The organism is Nocardia brasiliensis ATCC 700358, from assembly GCF_000250675.2.
GTDB classification, from domain to species: Bacteria; Actinomycetota; Actinomycetes; order Mycobacteriales; family Mycobacteriaceae; genus Nocardia; species Nocardia brasiliensis_B.
Map to the genome: position 1 here is coordinate 6450379 of NC_018681.1, position 16265 is coordinate 6466643.

Annotated in this window: 16 protein-coding genes and 1 pseudogene; 8 read left to right on the top strand and 9 right to left on the bottom strand. The window is 68.3% G+C overall.

Annotated elements, in window-relative coordinates; genetic code table 11:
• The first annotated feature begins 3 nt into the window (after positions 1-3).
• Positions 4-1272, top strand: coding sequence for an SLC13 family permease (locus tag O3I_RS28495; RefSeq protein WP_014986472.1), 1269 nt, complete (start codon positions 4-6; stop codon positions 1270-1272).
• A gap of 14 nt (positions 1273-1286) precedes the next feature.
• Here the strand turns inward: O3I_RS28495 and O3I_RS28500 are convergent, their stop codons facing one another.
• The 7 genes from O3I_RS28500 to O3I_RS28530 all read right to left on the bottom strand — a co-directional run bounded on the left by O3I_RS28500 (position 1287) and on the right by O3I_RS28530 (position 6609).
• A complete protein-coding gene (locus O3I_RS28500; RefSeq protein WP_141691749.1) occupies positions 1287-2165 on the bottom strand; it encodes an inositol monophosphatase family protein in 879 nt (292 codons plus the stop codon).
• A complete protein-coding gene (locus O3I_RS28505; RefSeq protein WP_014986474.1) occupies positions 2147-2827 on the bottom strand; it encodes a hypothetical protein in 681 nt (226 codons plus the stop codon). Before O3I_RS28505 ends, O3I_RS28500 begins: the two co-directional genes overlap by 19 nt.
• The gene (locus O3I_RS28510; protein WP_014986475.1) at positions 2827-3717 is read right to left on the bottom strand and encodes a hypothetical protein; all 891 of its coding nucleotides are present in this window, start codon (positions 3715-3717) and stop codon (positions 2827-2829) included. The genes O3I_RS28505 and O3I_RS28510 overlap by 1 nt, the downstream gene beginning before the upstream one ends.
• Positions 3718-4075: 358 nt before the next feature.
• Positions 4076-4333 carry a YciI family protein gene (locus O3I_RS28515; protein WP_014986476.1) on the bottom strand — a complete coding sequence of 86 codons (258 nt, stop codon included), beginning with the start codon at positions 4331-4333 and terminating at the stop codon, positions 4076-4078.
• The gene (gene nusB, locus O3I_RS28520; protein ID WP_014986477.1) at positions 4330-4839 is read right to left on the bottom strand and encodes a transcription antitermination factor NusB; all 510 of its coding nucleotides are present in this window, start codon (positions 4837-4839) and stop codon (positions 4330-4332) included. The genes O3I_RS28515 and nusB overlap by 4 nt, the downstream gene beginning before the upstream one ends.
• A gap of 30 nt (positions 4840-4869) precedes the next feature.
• Positions 4870-5433 (bottom strand): elongation factor P, encoded by a 564-nt coding sequence (gene efp, locus O3I_RS28525; protein WP_014986478.1) that lies wholly within the window; start codon positions 5431-5433, stop codon positions 4870-4872.
• A 48-nt stretch (positions 5434-5481) separates the two neighbouring features.
• A complete protein-coding gene (locus O3I_RS28530) occupies positions 5482-6609 on the bottom strand; it encodes a M24 family metallopeptidase (protein ID WP_041562932.1) in 1128 nt (375 codons plus the stop codon).
• 236 nt (positions 6610-6845) lie between these two features.
• Here O3I_RS28530 and O3I_RS28535 point away from each other — a divergent pair, with 236 nt between their 5' ends.
• The 4 genes and pseudogenes from O3I_RS28535 (at position 6846) to aroB (ending at position 11916) form a co-directional block, all read left to right on the top strand.
• On the top strand, positions 6846-7298 hold the full coding sequence (locus O3I_RS28535) for a prepilin peptidase (protein WP_014986480.1): 453 nt from the start codon (positions 6846-6848) through the stop codon (positions 7296-7298).
• A gap of 828 nt (positions 7299-8126) precedes the next feature.
• On the top strand, positions 8127-9347 hold the full coding sequence (aroC, locus tag O3I_RS28540) for a chorismate synthase (protein WP_171904461.1): 1221 nt from the start codon (positions 8127-8129) through the stop codon (positions 9345-9347).
• Positions 9344-9862 (top strand): annotated as a pseudogene (locus O3I_RS46505) (shikimate kinase); the annotation flags it as partial. The gene aroC and the pseudogene O3I_RS46505, both read left to right, overlap by 4 nt.
• A gap of 932 nt (positions 9863-10794) precedes the next feature.
• On the top strand, positions 10795-11916 hold the full coding sequence (gene aroB / locus O3I_RS28550) for a 3-dehydroquinate synthase (protein ID WP_014986483.1): 1122 nt from the start codon (positions 10795-10797) through the stop codon (positions 11914-11916).
• A 452-nt stretch (positions 11917-12368) separates the two neighbouring features.
• Here aroB and O3I_RS28555 read toward each other — a convergent pair whose 3' ends face one another.
• Positions 12369-13289 carry an NAD-dependent epimerase/dehydratase family protein gene (locus O3I_RS28555; RefSeq protein WP_014986484.1) on the bottom strand — a complete coding sequence of 307 codons (921 nt, stop codon included), beginning with the start codon at positions 13287-13289 and terminating at the stop codon, positions 12369-12371.
• A 286-nt stretch (positions 13290-13575) separates the two neighbouring features.
• Here O3I_RS28555 and O3I_RS28560 point away from each other — a divergent pair, with 286 nt between their 5' ends.
• Entirely contained in the window at positions 13576-14151 is a 576-nt protein-coding gene (locus O3I_RS28560) for a TetR/AcrR family transcriptional regulator (RefSeq protein ID WP_014986485.1), read from the top strand.
• A 37-nt stretch (positions 14152-14188) separates the two neighbouring features.
• The gene (locus O3I_RS45060; RefSeq protein ID WP_014986486.1) at positions 14189-14425 is read left to right on the top strand and encodes a hypothetical protein; all 237 of its coding nucleotides are present in this window, start codon (positions 14189-14191) and stop codon (positions 14423-14425) included.
• On the opposite strand, the gene O3I_RS28565 is transcribed toward O3I_RS45060, so the two are convergent.
• Positions 14377-15009, bottom strand: coding sequence for a hypothetical protein (locus O3I_RS28565; RefSeq protein WP_014986487.1), 633 nt, complete (start codon positions 15007-15009; stop codon positions 14377-14379). The genes O3I_RS45060 and O3I_RS28565 overlap by 49 nt on opposite strands.
• A 209-nt stretch (positions 15010-15218) precedes the next feature.
• Between O3I_RS28565 and O3I_RS28570 the strand changes: the two genes are divergently transcribed.
• Positions 15219-16043, top strand: coding sequence for a DUF1206 domain-containing protein (locus tag O3I_RS28570; RefSeq protein WP_063632362.1), 825 nt, complete (start codon positions 15219-15221; stop codon positions 16041-16043).
• Positions 16044-16265 lie beyond the last annotated feature (222 nt).

Sequence of the window (16265 nt, forward strand, 5' to 3'; positions counted from 1 at the left end):
AGCATGGCAGTCGTGCCCGAACAGGTCGACTCCCCCGAGCGCAACATCCCGCCGCACCCGCCGGCGGCCGCCCAGCGGCCCCGCTGGGGCCTCAGCGTGCTGGATTGGGTCCGGATCGCGCTGCTCGTCGCCGGTGTGCTCTGCGTGCTGACCGGACTGCTGCCCAGGGCCGAAGCCGCGGACAACATGCGCCGGATCGGTCCGCTGCTGTTGTTTCTCGGCAGCGTGATCGTGCTGGCCGAGCTCACCCGGCAGGCCAAGGTGTTCGATGTGATCGCGCACCGGCTCGCCATTCTCGGGCGCGGTTATTATCCGGCGCTGTTCGGGCTGTGCGTCCTGTTCGCCTCGGCCACCACGATCCTGCTCAATCTCGACACGACCGCCGTGCTGATCACTCCGGTGATGCTCGCGCTGGCCGCGCCCGCCCGCATCCCGCCGCTCCCGCTGGCCATGACCACGCTCTGGCTCGCCAACACGGCCAGCCTGCTGCTGCCGGTCTCCAATCTCACCAACCTGCTCGCCGCCGATCGAGTCGCGCTGACCGCGACCGAGTTCGCCACGAAAATGTGGGCGCCCCAGCTGGTTTCGATCGCGGCGACGATGCTCTGCCTGTGGCTGTGGTACTGGCGGCGGGGCAGGCGCGACACCGACCGGTACCTGCCGCCCGAACCGGTGCGCCCCGCGAACGCGAAAGAGCGTGCGCTGCTGTACACCACGGCGGGCGCCTGCTTGCTCTTCATCTTCGCGATCCCGTTCGTCGGCGATCGCATCGGGATCGCCGCGACCATCGCCGCCGCCATCGCGGTGCTGGCGTTCGCGGTGTTCGACCGCCGATCCCTGCGCTGGTCGCTGATTCCTTGGCAGCTGCTGGTTTTCGTCGTCGGCCTGTTCCTGGTGGTGCCCACCCTCGGCAGGCTCGGGCTCTCGGATCTGATGCACACCTTGATCGGTGACGACTCGGGCGCGGCAGGCGCGTTCCGCGCGGCAGGCGCGGGCGCGGCGCTATCGAATATCGCCAACAACCTGCCCGCCTACACCGCGGGCGAGGCGGTGGTGCCGGCCGCGAATCACGATCAACTGCTGGCCCTGCTCATCGGCACCAACATCGGGCCGGTGGTGACGCCGTGGGCGTCCCTGGCCACCCTGCTCTGCCTGGAGTTCTGCCGCACGCACAACGTGCGCGTCCCGATGCTGCGCTTCGTGCTCACCGGATTCGGGCTCGCGCTGCTCGGTACCGTCGGCGCGGTCGCGGCACTGCTCGTCACCGGATGAGGTCGGGCGCGAGCCTATCCCGGCCCGGGCAGGCCCGTCACCCGTACCGCACTCGCCGATTTCACCAGCAGGGTCAGCTCGGGCAGCACCGCAGGCTTGCCTGCGATGAAATCCACCTCGCCCGTCGGCAGGTCCAGGCGCTCGTCGAGCGCCGCACCCTCGAAATCGGTGATGTGCATCCCTGATTCGCGGGCGAGCAGCGCACCGGCGGGGAGATCGACCAGTCCGGCCCGATAGCCGACGAAACCGTCGATATCGCCGCTGCTCAACATGACCCAGCACAGCAGCGGTGACCAGAGTTGGATCAGTCGGCGCGAGGACGATTCCAACGTCAGCCGCAGCGCGCGAGCGGTCGAATCGGTGCGGGTGACGGGATAACCCTGGAGCCACGCGAGCACCGGAGCCGCGCTGGGCTGGGCCGCCGTCGGCACGAGCGGCCCGTTCGGTCCGGTGGCGCCGCGCCCGCGCACCGCCGTCCAGGTGCGGTCGGCGATCGGCTCGTGCACCACCCCGACGACCGGAGTCCCGTTGTGGCACAGCGCGATACCGACCGTGCATACGGGCAGCCCGATCGCGATGTTGTTGGTCCCGTCCAGCGGATCGACCACCCAGCACCAGGCATCGTCGCCGCTGTCGAGCACCCCGGATTCCTCGGCGAGGATGCGATGCTGCGGGAACACGCGCCGGATGTGGCCGAGGATGATCCGCTCGGCTCGCAGGTCCAGGTCGGTCACCACGTCACCGCTGGCGTCCTTGGTGCTGACGGTCAGCGCCCCGAGCAGACCGTCCCGGATCGCCCGGCCCGCTTCGACCGCGGCAGTGACCGCGACATCCGCGGCCACGTCCAGCAGCGTGCCGGGCAGCACCTGATGCATCACGTCGCCTGTTCGCATCGGTTCTCCAGTTGGTTCGGTCGGGCGTGCAGATGATCGAGCACGGTTTGCGCGGCACTGCGGGATTCGGCTGGGGTGCAGGGGGTTCGGTGCACCCAGTGGTCGGTGGTGACCAGCGTGCCGAGCGACAGGTCGGGGTGGCCGCGGTTGTCCTCGCCGAGTACCACGGTCGCCGCCGCACCGCGCACATCGGACACGTGGAACGCGCCGTGCGGCAGGGTGTAGACCTCGCCCGCGCGGAACTCCTCCCGGGACCTGGTGCGATAGGCGACCAGACGCTGGGTCGCCCGCACCAGGTCACCGTCCGCGGCACTCTGGATCTCGAACAGGCGATGCGTGGGACGTGCGGGGGCACTGTCGATTTCGAGGATCTCGTTGCCGACCGTGCCGTACAGCACCGTGCTGAGCAGATCCCAGCTGTGCGCGTGCATCGGCGAGGTGGTCGGCTCGGCGTACCCGCCCTCGGTCCAGACGTGTACACAGACGCCGAGGCCCTCCCCGCGCCACACCGGAAAACACAAGAACCCCAACGGATGTCGCACGGCGGTCAGGTCGGAACTACCGTCGACGACGCCCGCCAGCACGTCACGAGCCCAGCGACGCACCGCAGTCGCGGCGTCCTCCGCGGCGAGCAGCGTGCGTAGTCGGGCGTATTCGTTCATCAGTACGGATTCCTGGGCTGCAGCGCGCGACGCACGATATCGGCGACGTCTCGATCGGTGAAAGCGGCCGGTAACTCCAGGCCCAACGTCTGGAACACACCGCGAACCTGGTCCACGGTCGGCTCGTCGGACAGCGGCAGTTCCTCCGTGCGACTCAGCGGAACCTGCTTGGTCTGCTTGAAACTGGCGACCAGCTCGCGATTGAAATCGCGGTAGTAGGGCTTGTCCCGCTCGAACATCATGGCCGGGGTGTTCGGATTGTCCTGCGTGACAATGACGCAACTGGAGGACAGATCCCAGCGGAAGGTCGTCATCACCGCCGACAACCCGATATCGATGGTGAGGAAGGTGAACCGCTGCCGATACCAGCAGCCCGCGAGCACCGTCGCGTACGCCTCCTTGCGGGTGCGCTCGGTGGTCCACAGCTCGCCGGTGCGATCGGCCTCGGGTTGCAGCGAGGAACGGAACTGCGCGTAGGTCTTGCACAGCTGCTCGTCGGTGGGGTCCAGGATCTCCAATTGCACGCGCAGCGGGCGTTGTTCGCGCCGGGCATTCTCCACGCATTCGCGCAAGGTGACCGCGCGGATGTAGGTTCCGGTGCCGCCCTTGAACATCCACTGCTCGGTGCCGCGCCGGGCGAGAGTATGCGCGTGGCCGATCTCGGGCCCATACAGCAGATGCACCGAAGTCGCGTCGCGCACCGCCTTCGCCGACAGGTGCCGATCACGCAGCAGGGTGATCGCGACCAGGCCGAGCACCAGCAGCATCGCGGCATTCACCTGGTCGGTGCCGATGACGTCGAGGAACTGCAGCAACCCCACGGTGATCGCAAGGAGCACCGCGAAAGAACCGTCGACGTTGTTGCGGAACCAGATCAGAAACCGTGCCATGCGCTCCCCTGCGTTTCCACCAGAATAGGCGGCCCGAATCGCTCCGGACGAGGGAAACGAGAAGTCGTGCGCGCCAACGGACGTCCCTGGCATGGTCGCACGGCCGCGGTTCTCCGGCACGGGTGGCCCACGGCACACCCCCGCCGGCTTGACCTCGAGTGCGGTTGAGCTACCAGGATGACAACCGGCCGCAGAGAACACTCGGCGGTCGGATGCCCGGCGATCCGGGCGGCCCGCTCCCGCCGGTTCCCGTACACCCCCGGCGGGAGCGTACGGGCCCGAACGCAAACGCACCCCTGCTGTTTCACGCACGACCGGAACGGGTGCGGAGAATCGGCAGGGGTGCGTGCGGAACGCGTTACACGGGCGTCGTGGGTTCCCACTCGTAGACGGTGACGTCCGAGGACCCGGTGGTGTGCACCGGATCGGCGAACGCGAGGGCCTTTGCCGCGTCGAGGTTTTCGGCGTGCACGAAGTACGCGCCGCCGGTCCCGTCACCGAACTTGGCGCTCTCCACCAGCTGCGCGCCCAGATCTTTCAGGAACTGCTTGTGCGGCGCGATCACGGCCGGGTCGAAGCGCGGTGTGCGCATCGCCAGCACGAGGAACTTCTTCACGCCTCGGGCTCCGGCCGCGGCGCGCGGGTCGCCGCCGCGGCGGCGCGCACCTGCGGCGCGACCAGCACCACCTGGCCGAGCACGCCGTTGACGAACGACGGGGAGTCGTCGGTGGACAGCTCCTTGGCCAGCTCCACCGCCTCGTCCACCGCGACGACCGGCGGAACATCGTTGGCGTGGAACAACTCCCACACCGCGATACGCAGGATGGCGCGATCCACGGCGGGCAGCCGGGACAGCTCCCAATCCTTCAGATAGGACTCGATGGTGCCGTCCACCCGGTCGAGGTCGTCGGCGACGCCCTCGACCAGCGTGTGGGTGTAGGCGTGCACCGGCGCGACCGCCTGGTCGCGCGTCGCCAGCTCGGTCCGCTCGTCGAGCAGGTCGGCCGGGTCCACGTCGCGCGCCTCTGCCTCGAAGAGCAGGTCGACGGCCCGGCGCCGCGCCTTGTGCCGCGTGCCGAGCTTCTTGAACGTGGACTTCTTGTCCAACGGCTGTTCAGCCACAGTCACCATTATCCTGCTCGCGCGCGGCGATCAGGCGTTGACTCGGCCGAGGTAGCTGCCGTCGCGCGAGTCGATGCGCAGCTTGTCGCCGGTGTTGATGAACAGCGGGACCTGCACCTCGGCGCCGGTCTCCAGGGTGGCCGGCTTGGTGCCGCCGGTGGAGCGGTCGCCCTGCAGGCCGATATCGGTGTGCTGCACCTCGAGCTCGACCGTCACCGGGAGCTCGACGTAGAGCGGGGCGCCCTCGTGCGTGGCAACCTGCACGGTCATGTTCTCCAGCAGGAACCGGGCGCCGGGGCCGATGGTCTGCTCGGAGATGGAGATCTGGTCGAAGGTGTCGCCGTCCATGAAGACGTAGTCCGAACCGTCGTGGTACAGGTAGGTCATGTCCCGCCGGTCGACCGTGGCGGTCTCCACCTTGACGCCGGCGTTGAAGGTCTTGTCGACGACCTTGCCGGACAGCACGTTCTTCAGCTTGGTCCGCACGAAGGCGGGGCCCTTGCCCGGCTTGACGTGCTGGAATTCGACGATCTGCTGAAGCTGACCGTCGATCTTCAGCACAAGGCCGTTCTTGAAGTCGCTGGTGTCCGCCACTGTCCTCGGATCTCCTAGTTCGTAAACAACATGGGGGTCGAACCGGCGTCAGTCGACGACGGTCAGGTCTTTGCCGGTGTTGGTGAGCAGCTCCGGGCCCCCTTCGCGCACCACGAGCGTGTCCTCGATCCGGACCCCGCCGCGGCCGGGAAAGTACACACCAGGTTCGACGGTCACCGCCACGCCAGACAGAAGTGTACCGGTTCCGTTTTTCGCGAGTCCGGGCGCTTCATGGATCTGCAACCCGACCCCGTGCCCGAGGCCGTGCACGAACAGCGCCCCGTGCCCCGCGGCCTCGATCACGGTGCGCGACGCCGCGTCCACGTCGGCGGTCTTCGCGCCCGGCCGCAACGCCTCGCATCCGGCCTTCTGCGCGGCCCGCACCAGCTCGTACACCTCACGCTGCCAGTCGCTGGGCGCGCCGAGGACGAAGGTGCGGGTCATATCCGAGTGGTAGCCGCCGACCGTCGCGCCGAAGTCGAGCTTGACGAAGTCACCGGCGGCCAGCAGCGCCTCGGTGGGCCGATGGTGCGGGACAGCCGAATTCGCGCCCGCCGCGACGATGGTCTCGAACGACACCGCCTCCGCGCCGTGCTCGAACATCGCCCATTCCAGATCCCGGGCGACCTGCCGTTCGGTACGGCCCGGCCGCAGACCGCCGCGCTCGAGCAGCGTCGCCAGCCCCGCGTCACCCGCCGCGCAGGCCGCCCGCAGCTGCTCCACCTCGTGGGCGTCCTTGACCATCCGCAGCTGCTCGACCAGGCCGGGGGTGGCGACGAAGTCGAGCCCGGTGCGCTGCTCGACGAAACCGCGATGCTGATCGACCGTGACGATGTGGCTCTCGTAGCCGATCCGGCCCAGCTGCCACTCCCCGGCCAGCTCGATGATCCGGCGGGCGGTGGCCTTCGCGATCTCGGCGCGCAGATCCGGCACCTGCTCGGCGACCTGGGTCCGATACCGGCCGTCGGTGCCGATCACCGTGCGATCCTCGGCGTTGCGCATGTCCCAGGAGTGCACCAGTAGCGCCGCGTTCGAGCCGGTGAAGCCGGTGAGATACCTGAGGTTCACCAGATCGGTGACCAGCAGACCGTCCACTCCGTTCTCCACCAGCAGACTCCGCAGCGCGCCACGCCGCGCGGCGTAGTCGGGTGCATGGCCCACGTGATCAGCACACATGTGTCAAAGCTACCGCCGACACGCCGAATGGCCACATACAACACGTGTACCGAGCACTGCCCGGACGCTGACCCGTCGCCGTTTCGTGGCCGCGCGGTGCCGGAATTCCGTTGCGGCTCATCGATTTCCACATACCGGTCGGCATGCGACGTACTGGATGTTCACATCCGGAAAAGTTGTCCCCATTCCGTGCCCGAGGGGTGGTTCCGGGGCGCGATCGGACGAGGCTGGACGACATGACTTTCCTCGCGTTCGCCGCCCTCCTCGCGTGGTGCGCGGTGCTGAGCGTCAGCGATCTCCGGCATCGGCGGCTACCGAACGAACTGACCGGTTCGGGAGCCGTCGCGGTCCTCGGATATGCCCTGTCCACAACACAATTCACAGCCGCCCTGCTGGGCGCCGGACTACTCGCGCTCCCGTATCTCGTGATCCACCTGCTCGCCCCCACGGCGTTCGGCGCGGGAGACGTGAAGCTCGCGGTCCCACTCGGCGCGGCCGCCGCGCTCGGCGGTGGTCAAGCCTGGGTGCTCGCCGCCTTGGGCGCACCTGTACTCACCGCCGTTGCCGGCCTGGTCCTGCTCCTCACCCGCCACCTCCGAACACCCGCCAACCCACCCCCTCCCCTACCGCACGGCCCCGCAATGTGCCTGACCACGGTCACCGCCCTGGCAGTCGCCCACGTCACCTGAGCTGCCCCGCACCCCCTCGCCTGCCTCGAGCCGAGGTGTTCGCGACAACGGCATGAGCGGATCACGACACCACAACCAGCAGTGCGCGCCGGACCGAGCGGCGGGGCGGGCGGGGCGGATCGCAGCATCGCACCGGGCAGCTCGCAGCAACGGGCAAGGCGGATCGCCACAGCACGACTGCTTCGGGGCAGCGGTTTGGATCGGCCGAAGGTCGCCGCGCGACTGTTTGCGAGTCGGAGCTGATCTTCGCCATCGCTTCCGGTGTCACCTATGCCGCGGGCATGACCGCGAAATACCTGGTACCCGCACCCGAGTGGGTGGCGATCGGGGACTGCCGGAGCTTTACGAACCCGGTTTCGTGCACCTGCCGCGGGAGTTACATGGATAGTGCTGAGCGCGTCGTGTGCCGTACCCGGCTGCAGTCGCACGTCAGGCGCGCGGAGTGGGGTTCCGGCGTGGTCATCTGGCTGTGGTTGCGTCTCGAGCGGCTTCGGAAAAGGGGCGCGGGGAGGTTGGTCTGGACCAAGCGACAGATAGGTGGGGGTCACAGAGGGTTCGTACGGTTCACAGGGGTTGTAGCTGCTGTGAACCGCGTGGAAAGTCTGTGGGTCCGCGACTCGCGCGGTGAAACACGCCGAGGCGTAACGTCGCCCGCTGGAACACGGCACCGCGCCCTGACGCGCGCCTACAGACGGGTGCGGCACCTGATGCGCCCAGCGCCGTCCCTGCCAATCGCGGGGGCTCAACTGCGGGTCGGCGGGGAAACAGGCGAACGTGCCTGCCATCACGGCGGGCCGCGCGACGGTCCTGGGGCGTCCGCATGGGAAGATGGAGCACGTGTTGCGCTGGATAACTGCCGGAGAATCCCATGGTCCCGCTCTCGTCGCCCTCCTCGAAGGAATGGTGGCCGGAGTCGAGGTGACGTCCGACGAGATTTCCGCGCAGTTGGCGCGCCGCCGGCTGGGCTATGGGCGTGGCGCCCGGATGAAGTTCGAGGCCGACAAGGTGACGATCATCGGCGGCGTCCGGCACGGGCGCACCATGGGCGGCCCGGTCGCCATCGAGGTGGCCAACTCGGAATGGCCGAAGTGGACGACGGTCATGTCCGCCGACCCGGTCGACCTGGCCGAACTTGCCGACCTGGCCCGCAACGCCCCGCTCACCCGTCCCCGCCCCGGGCACGCCGACTACTCCGGCATGCTCAAGTACGGCTTCGACGACGCTCGCAACGTGCTCGAACGCGCGAGCGCCCGGGAGACCGCGGCCCGGGTGGCCGCGGGCACCGTGGCACGCAACTTCCTACGCCAGGCGTTCGGCGTCGAGGTCGTCTCGCACGTCGTCTCGATCGGCACCGCGCAGAACAGCACCGGCGTGGTCCCGACCGCGGCCGACCTCGCGGCCATCGATGAGAGCCCGGTGCGCGCGTTCGACAAGGACGCCGAAGCCGCGATGATCGCCGAGATCGAAGCCGCGAAGAAGGACGGCGACACCCTCGGTGGCGTCGTCGAGGTGGTCGTCGACGGCCTGCCGGTGGGTCTCGGCTCGTTCATCAGCGGCGCGGACCGCCTCGACTCGCGACTCGCCGCGGCGCTCATGGGCATTCAAGCCATCAAGGGCGTCGAGGTCGGCGATGGTTTCGAGACCGCGCGCAGGCGGGGCAGCCAAGCGCACGACGAGATGCGGCCCGGCCCGGATGGCGTACTGCGGTCCACCAACCGCGCCGGCGGCCTCGAGGGCGGCATGACCAACGGTGAAGCGCTGCGCGTGCGTGCCGCGATGAAGCCGATCTCGACCGTGCCGAAGGCGCTGGCCACCGTCGACATGACCACCGGTGAAGAAGCCGTCGCGATCCATCAGCGGTCCGACGTGTGCGCGGTGCCCGCCGCGGGTGTGGTCGCCGAATCCATGGTCGCGCTCGTGGTCGCGCAGGCCGCGCTGGAGAAGTTCGGCGGCGACTCGATCAGCGAGACCCTGGAGAACATCACCAGCTACGTCAAGCGGATCGGCTCCCGCCCGCATCTCACCCCCGCCGACACCAGCCCACAATGATCGTGCAGACCGATCCGCGCGCGCCGCGCGTGGTGCTGGTCGGACCGCCCGGCGCGGGGAAATCGACGATCGGCCGCAAGCTCGCGAAGGAACTCGGCGTCGAACTCTACGACACCGACGCGGGCATCGAGCGCGAGACCGGACGCACCATCCCCGAGATCTTCGCGACCGACGGCGAGCCCGAATTCCGCCGCATCGAGGAGCGGGTGGTGCGGCGCGCCATCCTCGCCGAACGCGGGGTCGTCTCGCTCGGCGGCGGTGCCGTGCTGTCCAAGGACACCAGGGCGCTGCTGCGCAACCGGACCGTCGTCTACCTGGAAATCAGTGTGGGCGAAGGACTTCGGCGAACCGGCGCGAGCACGAGCAGGCCGCTGCTCAACGGCGCCGATCCCGCCGCCAAATACCGCGAGCTGATGCGCAAGCGCCGCCCCCTCTACCGCGAGGTGGCCACCGTCCGGGTACGCACCGACGGTCGCAGCCCCGGGCGAGTGGTCAAAATGGTGCTGGCCAAGCTCGGCCTCGAACCGGTACATCCCGCTACCGGAACCGAATGCGACCTCACCACACCGCCCCTGACCCAGAACACGCCAGAGACCGCGAAGCCACAGGGCAGCAGCCGCTCCCGCGCCCGCCGCCGAGCCCGCGCCCGAGCCGCCGCCCGCCGCGCAGCCGGCCTGCCCCAACCCGAAACCACCGACACCCCGTCGCTACCCACCGGAAAGTCCGGCACGACCTCGACCGGCCGCAGCTGGCGATCCCGTCGCGCCGCATCGTCGAAAAAGACCACCCCGGAACAGAACTCATCCCCCGACCACCCCACCGACACCTCACCCCTGAAACCCGAAGGCCCACTGGCCCGCCGCTGGCGCGCACGCCGCCCCGCCGGCCCCCCAACCGCGTCAACGAGCACCGACGAACGGGTCGGCGCGAGCGGCGCAAGTAGCGCAGGCAGTGCGAGTAGCGCAGGCAGCCTGAGCAACGCGAGCAACCCCGATAGCACGGGCGGAATGAATGCGCCGACTGGCACGAATAGCGCGGCCGGTAGTGGCAACGCTACCGGCGCGACCAGTTCGGGCAGCGCGAGCAATACGACCGACGCGGGCAGTGCAGCCGGTGCCAGAGGCACCGCAGACGCGGTCAGTCCGAGGGGCGCGGGCGACGTGAATGGGTCGACTCGCTCGAACAGCCCGAACGGCGGGAGCAACGCTACCGATGCGGGCAACGCAAGCGGATCGGTGAACTCGACCGGCGCGAGCGATGCGGGCCGATCGATCGACGCGGGCGGTGCGAACTCTGCGACCGACGCCGGCGAATCTAACGAACAGTCCGGCTCGGAGGATTCCGGTGCCGGTGGGTCGAGTGGGCGGGCGCGGCGGGCGCGGGCTCGTCGGGCGCGGGTTCGGGCACGGAAACAGCAAGAAGCAACTACAGAATCGGAGCAGTAGTCGTGAATGAGCCGAGTCGTATCGAAGTTCGTACCGCCGACCCGTATCCGGTGATCATCGGCCGCGGGTTGCTCGGTGAACTCGTCGAGTCGGTCCGCGGCGCGACGAAGGGCGTACGGACGGTGGCGATCTTCCACCAGCCGCCGCTCGCCGAAACCGCCGAGGCGGTGCGTAAGTCGTTGGCCGACACCGGTCTCGACGCGCACCGCATCGAGATCCCGGACGCGGAGGCGGGTAAGGAACTGGCGGTCGCCGGATTCTGCTGGGAGGTGCTCGGCCGGATCGGCTTGACCCGCAACGATGTCGTGGTGAGTCTCGGTGGCGGCGCGGCCACCGACCTCGCCGGTTTCGTCGCCGCCACCTGGATGCGCGGCGTCCAGATCGTGCACGTGCCGACCACGCTGCTGGCGATGGTGGACGCGGCGGTCGGCGGCAAGACCGGAATCAACACCGAGGCGGGCAAGAACCTCGTGGGCTGCTTCCACGAGCCGGCCGCGGTGCTCGTCGATCTGGCGACGCTGGAGACGGTGCCGCGCAACGAGATCGTCGCGGGCATGGCCGAGATCATCAAGGCCGGTTTCATCGCCGACCCGGTGATCCTCGAACTGGTGGAACGCGATCCCGAGGCGGCGCTCGACCCGAAGGGCGACGTACTGCCCGAGCTGATCCGGCGCGCGATCCAGGTCAAGGCCGATGTGGTCGCCGCCGATCTGAAGGAGTCCAGCCTCCGCGAGATCCTCAACTACGGCCACACGCTCGCGCACGCGATCGAGCGTCGCGAGCGCTACCGGTGGCGCCACGGCGCCGCCGTGTCCGTCGGCCTGGTTTTCGCCGCCGAACTCGGCCGGCTCGCGGGCCGCCTCGACGACGCCACCGCAGACCGGCATCGCGCGGTCCTGGAAAGTGTCGGCCTGCCGGTCAGCTACGACGCCGACGCCCTCCCGCAACTGCTGGACTCGATGCAGACCGACAAGAAAACCCGCTCAGGTGTGCTGCGCTTCGTCGTCCTCGACGGACTCGCCAAACCCGGCAGGCTCGAAGGCCCCGACCCGACGCTGCTCGCCGCCGCCTACTCCGCGATCGCCCGCGAAGGCACCCCGAACACCGGCGGCATCCTGCTCTAGGCCGCGCGCGAATCCGCCTCCCACGCAACAGATTCGCGTCCCGCGCAGGAAATCATCGACGAATTCATGCGCGGGACGCCAGTCTGTACGCACCAGCCACGACCGTCCCGTACCTATACGACCCCGGATGCCCCGCTCGATACCTGCGCCGCAGCATCGCCCACGAGTTGTGGTCGGCCTCTGCGGCAAAATCATGATCAAGCCGTCGCATTTGATCGGCGGGTATGCCCAGCAGTCGTTTGCGTTTAATAGCCCGCGCCGGCGAAGGGCCGCCGGTCGCGAGGCGGTGCGTCCAGGGCTCACGATCGACGAGCCGGTCACTCGGATCTCGCGCAGCGTCGCCCATGTCGGCGTGTCGACCTTTCGTCGGCTTCAGCGGCGCAAAGCGAGTCATGCTCTCGGTGCACCGGTTCGGCGTCGCGCCACGCGCCGGCAGTCAGCAGAATGACCGGTCAGCCGGTGAGGATTCGCTTCACTCCCTCCCGATACGTGGTGACCTGGAATTCGGGGAAGCGGGCAGCGAACTTCGAACTGTCGAAGATGTTGTCGTCGCGGTAGCGGCCGAGCAGCTCGTACATCTCGTCGAGTGGCTTGACGAAGTGGCGCCCGAAACGGAAAGCGAGCATCGGCAGCACCGTGTAGCCGAGCGTGCGACCGGTGACCTCGCCGGCGATCTCGATGAGCTGGGCGTAGGACTGCCGGTTCGGGTCGACCGGTAGGTGCCATGTCTGGCCGTAGGCATCCGGGGTGTTGCCGAGCAGGGCCAGTGCCCGGCTCGCGTCGGGGGTCCAGATCAGGGAACGCTCGGTGTGCGCGTCGACCGGGACGAACGGCCGCTTGCCCGCCCTGATCCGGTCGAACAGCAACGAATTCGTGTAGCTCTTGGTCGAGCCGGGTCCGTAGAACTCGGGGGCGCGGCCGATGAGGCCCTGAACCCGCCCCGCTCGCATGGCCTCGAGCAGCGTGGTGGCGAGCTCGCCGCGGACACGTCCCTTGCGGCCGCTCGGTGCGAATGCCGTCGATTCGTTTTGCGGCGCCGACGTTCCGGGATACATGTAGGTGTTGTCGAAGAAGACGAGCTTCGTTCCGTGTTCGGCGCAGGCATCGATGACGTTGCGCATGATGACGGGGAACTGACGCTCCCACAGCTCCGAGTCCAGGGGCAGGCCGACGGTGAGGTAGGCGATCTGGCTGCCCGCGACCGCACGGCGGGTGGCCTCGGCATCGGTGAGGTCTGCGGCCACGAGTTCATCGGTGTCGTTGACCTGCGAAGGCTTGCGGCTGACGAGACGAATGTCCTTGGTGTGGTTGCGGTGGAGCTCGTTCACGAGCTCGTCGGCAATCGGCCCGCCGGCGCCGAGGACGGTCTGCATTCATTCTCCTCGAGGTGCTGGGGCGGTCGACGTCAGCGCAGATGCGAGCAGTGCCGTGCCACCCAAATGACCACCTTGGCCGGTGGCGTTGGTCGAATCTGGGACAGCTGGTCGCTGGTGTGGTGCCAGCGTGTCATCGGGGTCGATGCGGAGGTGCGTTTTGGTGAGGTCGTCGACGCTCCCGGCCAGCGACGTCACCCAGGGGGATGACCTGGGCCGACCGGTTCGTCCCCGGCGTAGCGCTATGTTTACAGTGCTAACTCAGCGTAGGAGGGCGAAGTAAGCGATGTCAACATTCGAGAAGGGTGGCTACCATCACGGCGACCTGCGGGCGGCGCTGCTGTCGGCCGCGATGGAGATGCTCGAGGCCGGTGAACCCTTCTCACTCCGCGCGATTACACGCAGGGCCGGCGTGTCGCAGACGGCGCCCTATCGCCACTTCAAGGACCGTGACGCGTTGGAGTCCGCGCTGGCAGTCGAAGGCTTCCGGGCCTTACTGGCGGACCTGAGCGAGGGGCGCAATCCGCCCGCCTCGCTCGCGGACCTGGCCGAGTTCGCAGTCACCTACGTCGCCTTCGCGCTGCGGCGCCCGGCTCTGTTCCGTGTCATGTTCGGCAAACCATGTGACGATGCGGACGATGAACGAGTCAGGGCCGCCGACGCCCTGCACGAGCTGCTGGCCGCCGCGCTCGACCAGGTCTCCCCCCAGGCGGATGCCTCGGCCCTGGCATCGGCGGGCTGGGGACTCGCGCACGGGCTGGCCTGCCTGTACCTCGACGGCAAACTGCATGCGACGTCGACCGAGGAGGTCGCCGAGCGGGTGCGCGGCGCCTTCCTCGCGATCGCATCGGTCGGCCCCTGACGCTTGCCTCGTACACGCCGACATCAACCATCAGCCGATGACCAAGCGCGTTCTCCACGTCGTCACCAACGTCGGCTACTACGACGACCCCCTGAGCCGCGTTGGCACGACCGAACCCACACTCGAGCTCGCTGACCAAGGGATCGAACTCGACGGCAGCATCGTCAAAGCCCTCGGCATCAACAAGATCTCGCATCAGTCACGATGTCGGCCGCAGGATCTGCGTTACTTCATTCGGTCGGGGTCGAAGTGCGCCGTGAGTTCCTGGCCGTAGTAATCGATGATGCGGATCGTGCCGTCTCCCGTAAAGGACACGCGCTTCGGGCATGGCTGACTTTCGGGTGCCTCCCACACATCGGTCTGCCTGCTGAACAGGCCGAGACGCTCCCGCACCCGGACACCACAGATCGTGTCGATCATGGCGCTTGCGCGATATGTGACGGCCTCGTGGCGACCGTCGGGGCTCACCGCGACGACTGGGGGCGTGCGGTCGCTCGGACTCATATACGGCCGCAACAGCAACGACAACATCATCAGCGGCAGGAGGGGCAGCACCGACAGCGCCAGGACGATGGCGGGCACGAGCCTGTCCCAGGTGCGCCGCCAACCCATCCTCGATGCAAAGAAGACCAGCACCGCCGTCGCGATCCAGCACACAGGCACAGCCCACGCGGGGAACTCCTGAAACCGATAGAAGCGATCCGACAGGTAGGCCACAGGCACTGCCGCGACGTCGACAATCAACAGCGCAGCGACCGATAGCAGCCAAATGATCCGTCGTCGGCGCGGCACCCTATCCCGTGCCTGCCCTTGCCCATTCGGCGTAGGAATCGTCTCGTCGGTCGCCTGCTCTGCCAACGGTCAGCCTAACTCGTTCAATCGGTGTTCGGCTCCGGCGACCGAAATCACTGCCAGTCTATCGACGTCGTCCGCCGAGCCCGATCTCGTTGAGACGTCACCTATTTCGCAATATCGACGGGGCGGGAGGTTTGGATGTTGCGGTTCGGGCAATGCCCGAATCGTCCGATGTCGGCCCGCAGTTGCGGTTTTGCCATGGTGTGGTGGTGATGAGGAACTCGAATCAGGTCCATCACGCGGTGGCCGGGAGTGCGCCGTTCCGGTTGGCGGTGCGGGTGGGATTGGTGGCGTATGGCGTAGTCCATCTCCTTGTGGCCTGGGTCTGCGTTCAGGTCGCGCTCGGTGACCTCGACGGCGGCGGCGTCGGGAAAGCGGACAAGACCGGCGCGTTGCAGCACTTCGCGGAGTACCGAGGCGGCGGGTTCGTGCTCTGGCTCATCGCCGGCGGGATCGGCTTCGCCGTGCTGTGGCAGTTGCTGGAGACCTTCGCAGGCGCACGGGACAGCCCGAAGGAGACGCTGCTTCGCGTGATGAACTTCGGCGAGGCAGTCCTTTTCGGTTACCTCGCCTACAGCGCGGCCAAGCTGGCGAACGGGTCGCCGGCCTCGTCGATGGACGAGGCGCAACTCGGTCTCATCGGCAGCCTGCTCAGCCGCGAGTGGGGCAAGCCGGTCGTGATCGTCATCGGGCTCGCCATCGTTGTCGCGGGCCTGTTCGTCGCCCGCCACGGTTGGGCGAAGCGGTTCCATGCGGAGCAGGACTTCGGCAAGGTGAGCCGGTCGATGGAACGGATCGTGATCCGGCTCGGGCAAGTCGGCTACGCGGCGCTCGGTGGGGTGTACGCCGGCGCCGGCGTACTCGTCGTCGTGGCCGCCGTGCAGAGCCAGCCGCAGAAGGCGACCGGGCTGGACGTGGCGCTCAAGACCCTGGCGGCCCAGCCGTACGGCACCGTGCTGCTGCTCATCGTCGCGGTCGGCCTGGCCACGTTCGCGATCTTCACCTTTTTCGACGCCCGGTTCCACGAGATCCAGTAGTTTCGCCTGCCACCCTGATGTCGGCTGGTGCTCGGCGTTGGCGGTGTCGGCGCGCACGCCGAACTGCGACGGTGCGGTCTCCCGGCCGCCGCTATCGCCCGGCGGCGTGCCGTGGCGGTGCAAGCATACGAAAACGCCGCGGGGCCGCATGTTTCGTCACCGATGGTGGTTACCTGGAACCCAGCGGCCAGCGTTGGCCGGAGTCGGCGGAGGCCACACGCA

Bases quoted from the DNA above. Each gene is read 5' to 3' on its own strand.
- O3I_RS28495 (WP_014986472.1), top strand. From the start codon at position 4: ATGGCAGTCGTGCCCGAACAGGTCGACTCCCCCGAGCGCAACATCCCG.
- O3I_RS28500 (WP_141691749.1), bottom strand. From the start codon at position 2,165: ATGCGAACAGGCGACGTGATGCATCAGGTGCTGCCCGGCACGCTGCTG.
- O3I_RS28505 (WP_014986474.1), bottom strand. From the start codon at position 2,827: ATGAACGAATACGCCCGACTACGCACGCTGCTCGCCGCGGAGGACGCC.
- O3I_RS28510 (WP_014986475.1), bottom strand. From the start codon at position 3,717: ATGGCACGGTTTCTGATCTGGTTCCGCAACAACGTCGACGGTTCTTTC.
- O3I_RS28530 (WP_041562932.1), bottom strand. From the start codon at position 6,609: ATGTGTGCTGATCACGTGGGCCATGCACCCGACTACGCCGCGCGGCGT.
- O3I_RS28535 (WP_014986480.1), top strand. From the start codon at position 6,846: ATGACTTTCCTCGCGTTCGCCGCCCTCCTCGCGTGGTGCGCGGTGCTG.
- aroC (WP_171904461.1), top strand. From the start codon at position 8,127: ATGGAGCACGTGTTGCGCTGGATAACTGCCGGAGAATCCCATGGTCCC.
- O3I_RS28555 (WP_014986484.1), bottom strand. From the start codon at position 13,289: ATGCAGACCGTCCTCGGCGCCGGCGGGCCGATTGCCGACGAGCTCGTG.
- O3I_RS28560 (WP_014986485.1), top strand. From the start codon at position 13,576: ATGTCAACATTCGAGAAGGGTGGCTACCATCACGGCGACCTGCGGGCG.
- O3I_RS45060 (WP_014986486.1), top strand. From the start codon at position 14,189: ATGACCAAGCGCGTTCTCCACGTCGTCACCAACGTCGGCTACTACGAC.
- O3I_RS28570 (WP_063632362.1), top strand. From the start codon at position 15,219: ATGAGGAACTCGAATCAGGTCCATCACGCGGTGGCCGGGAGTGCGCCG.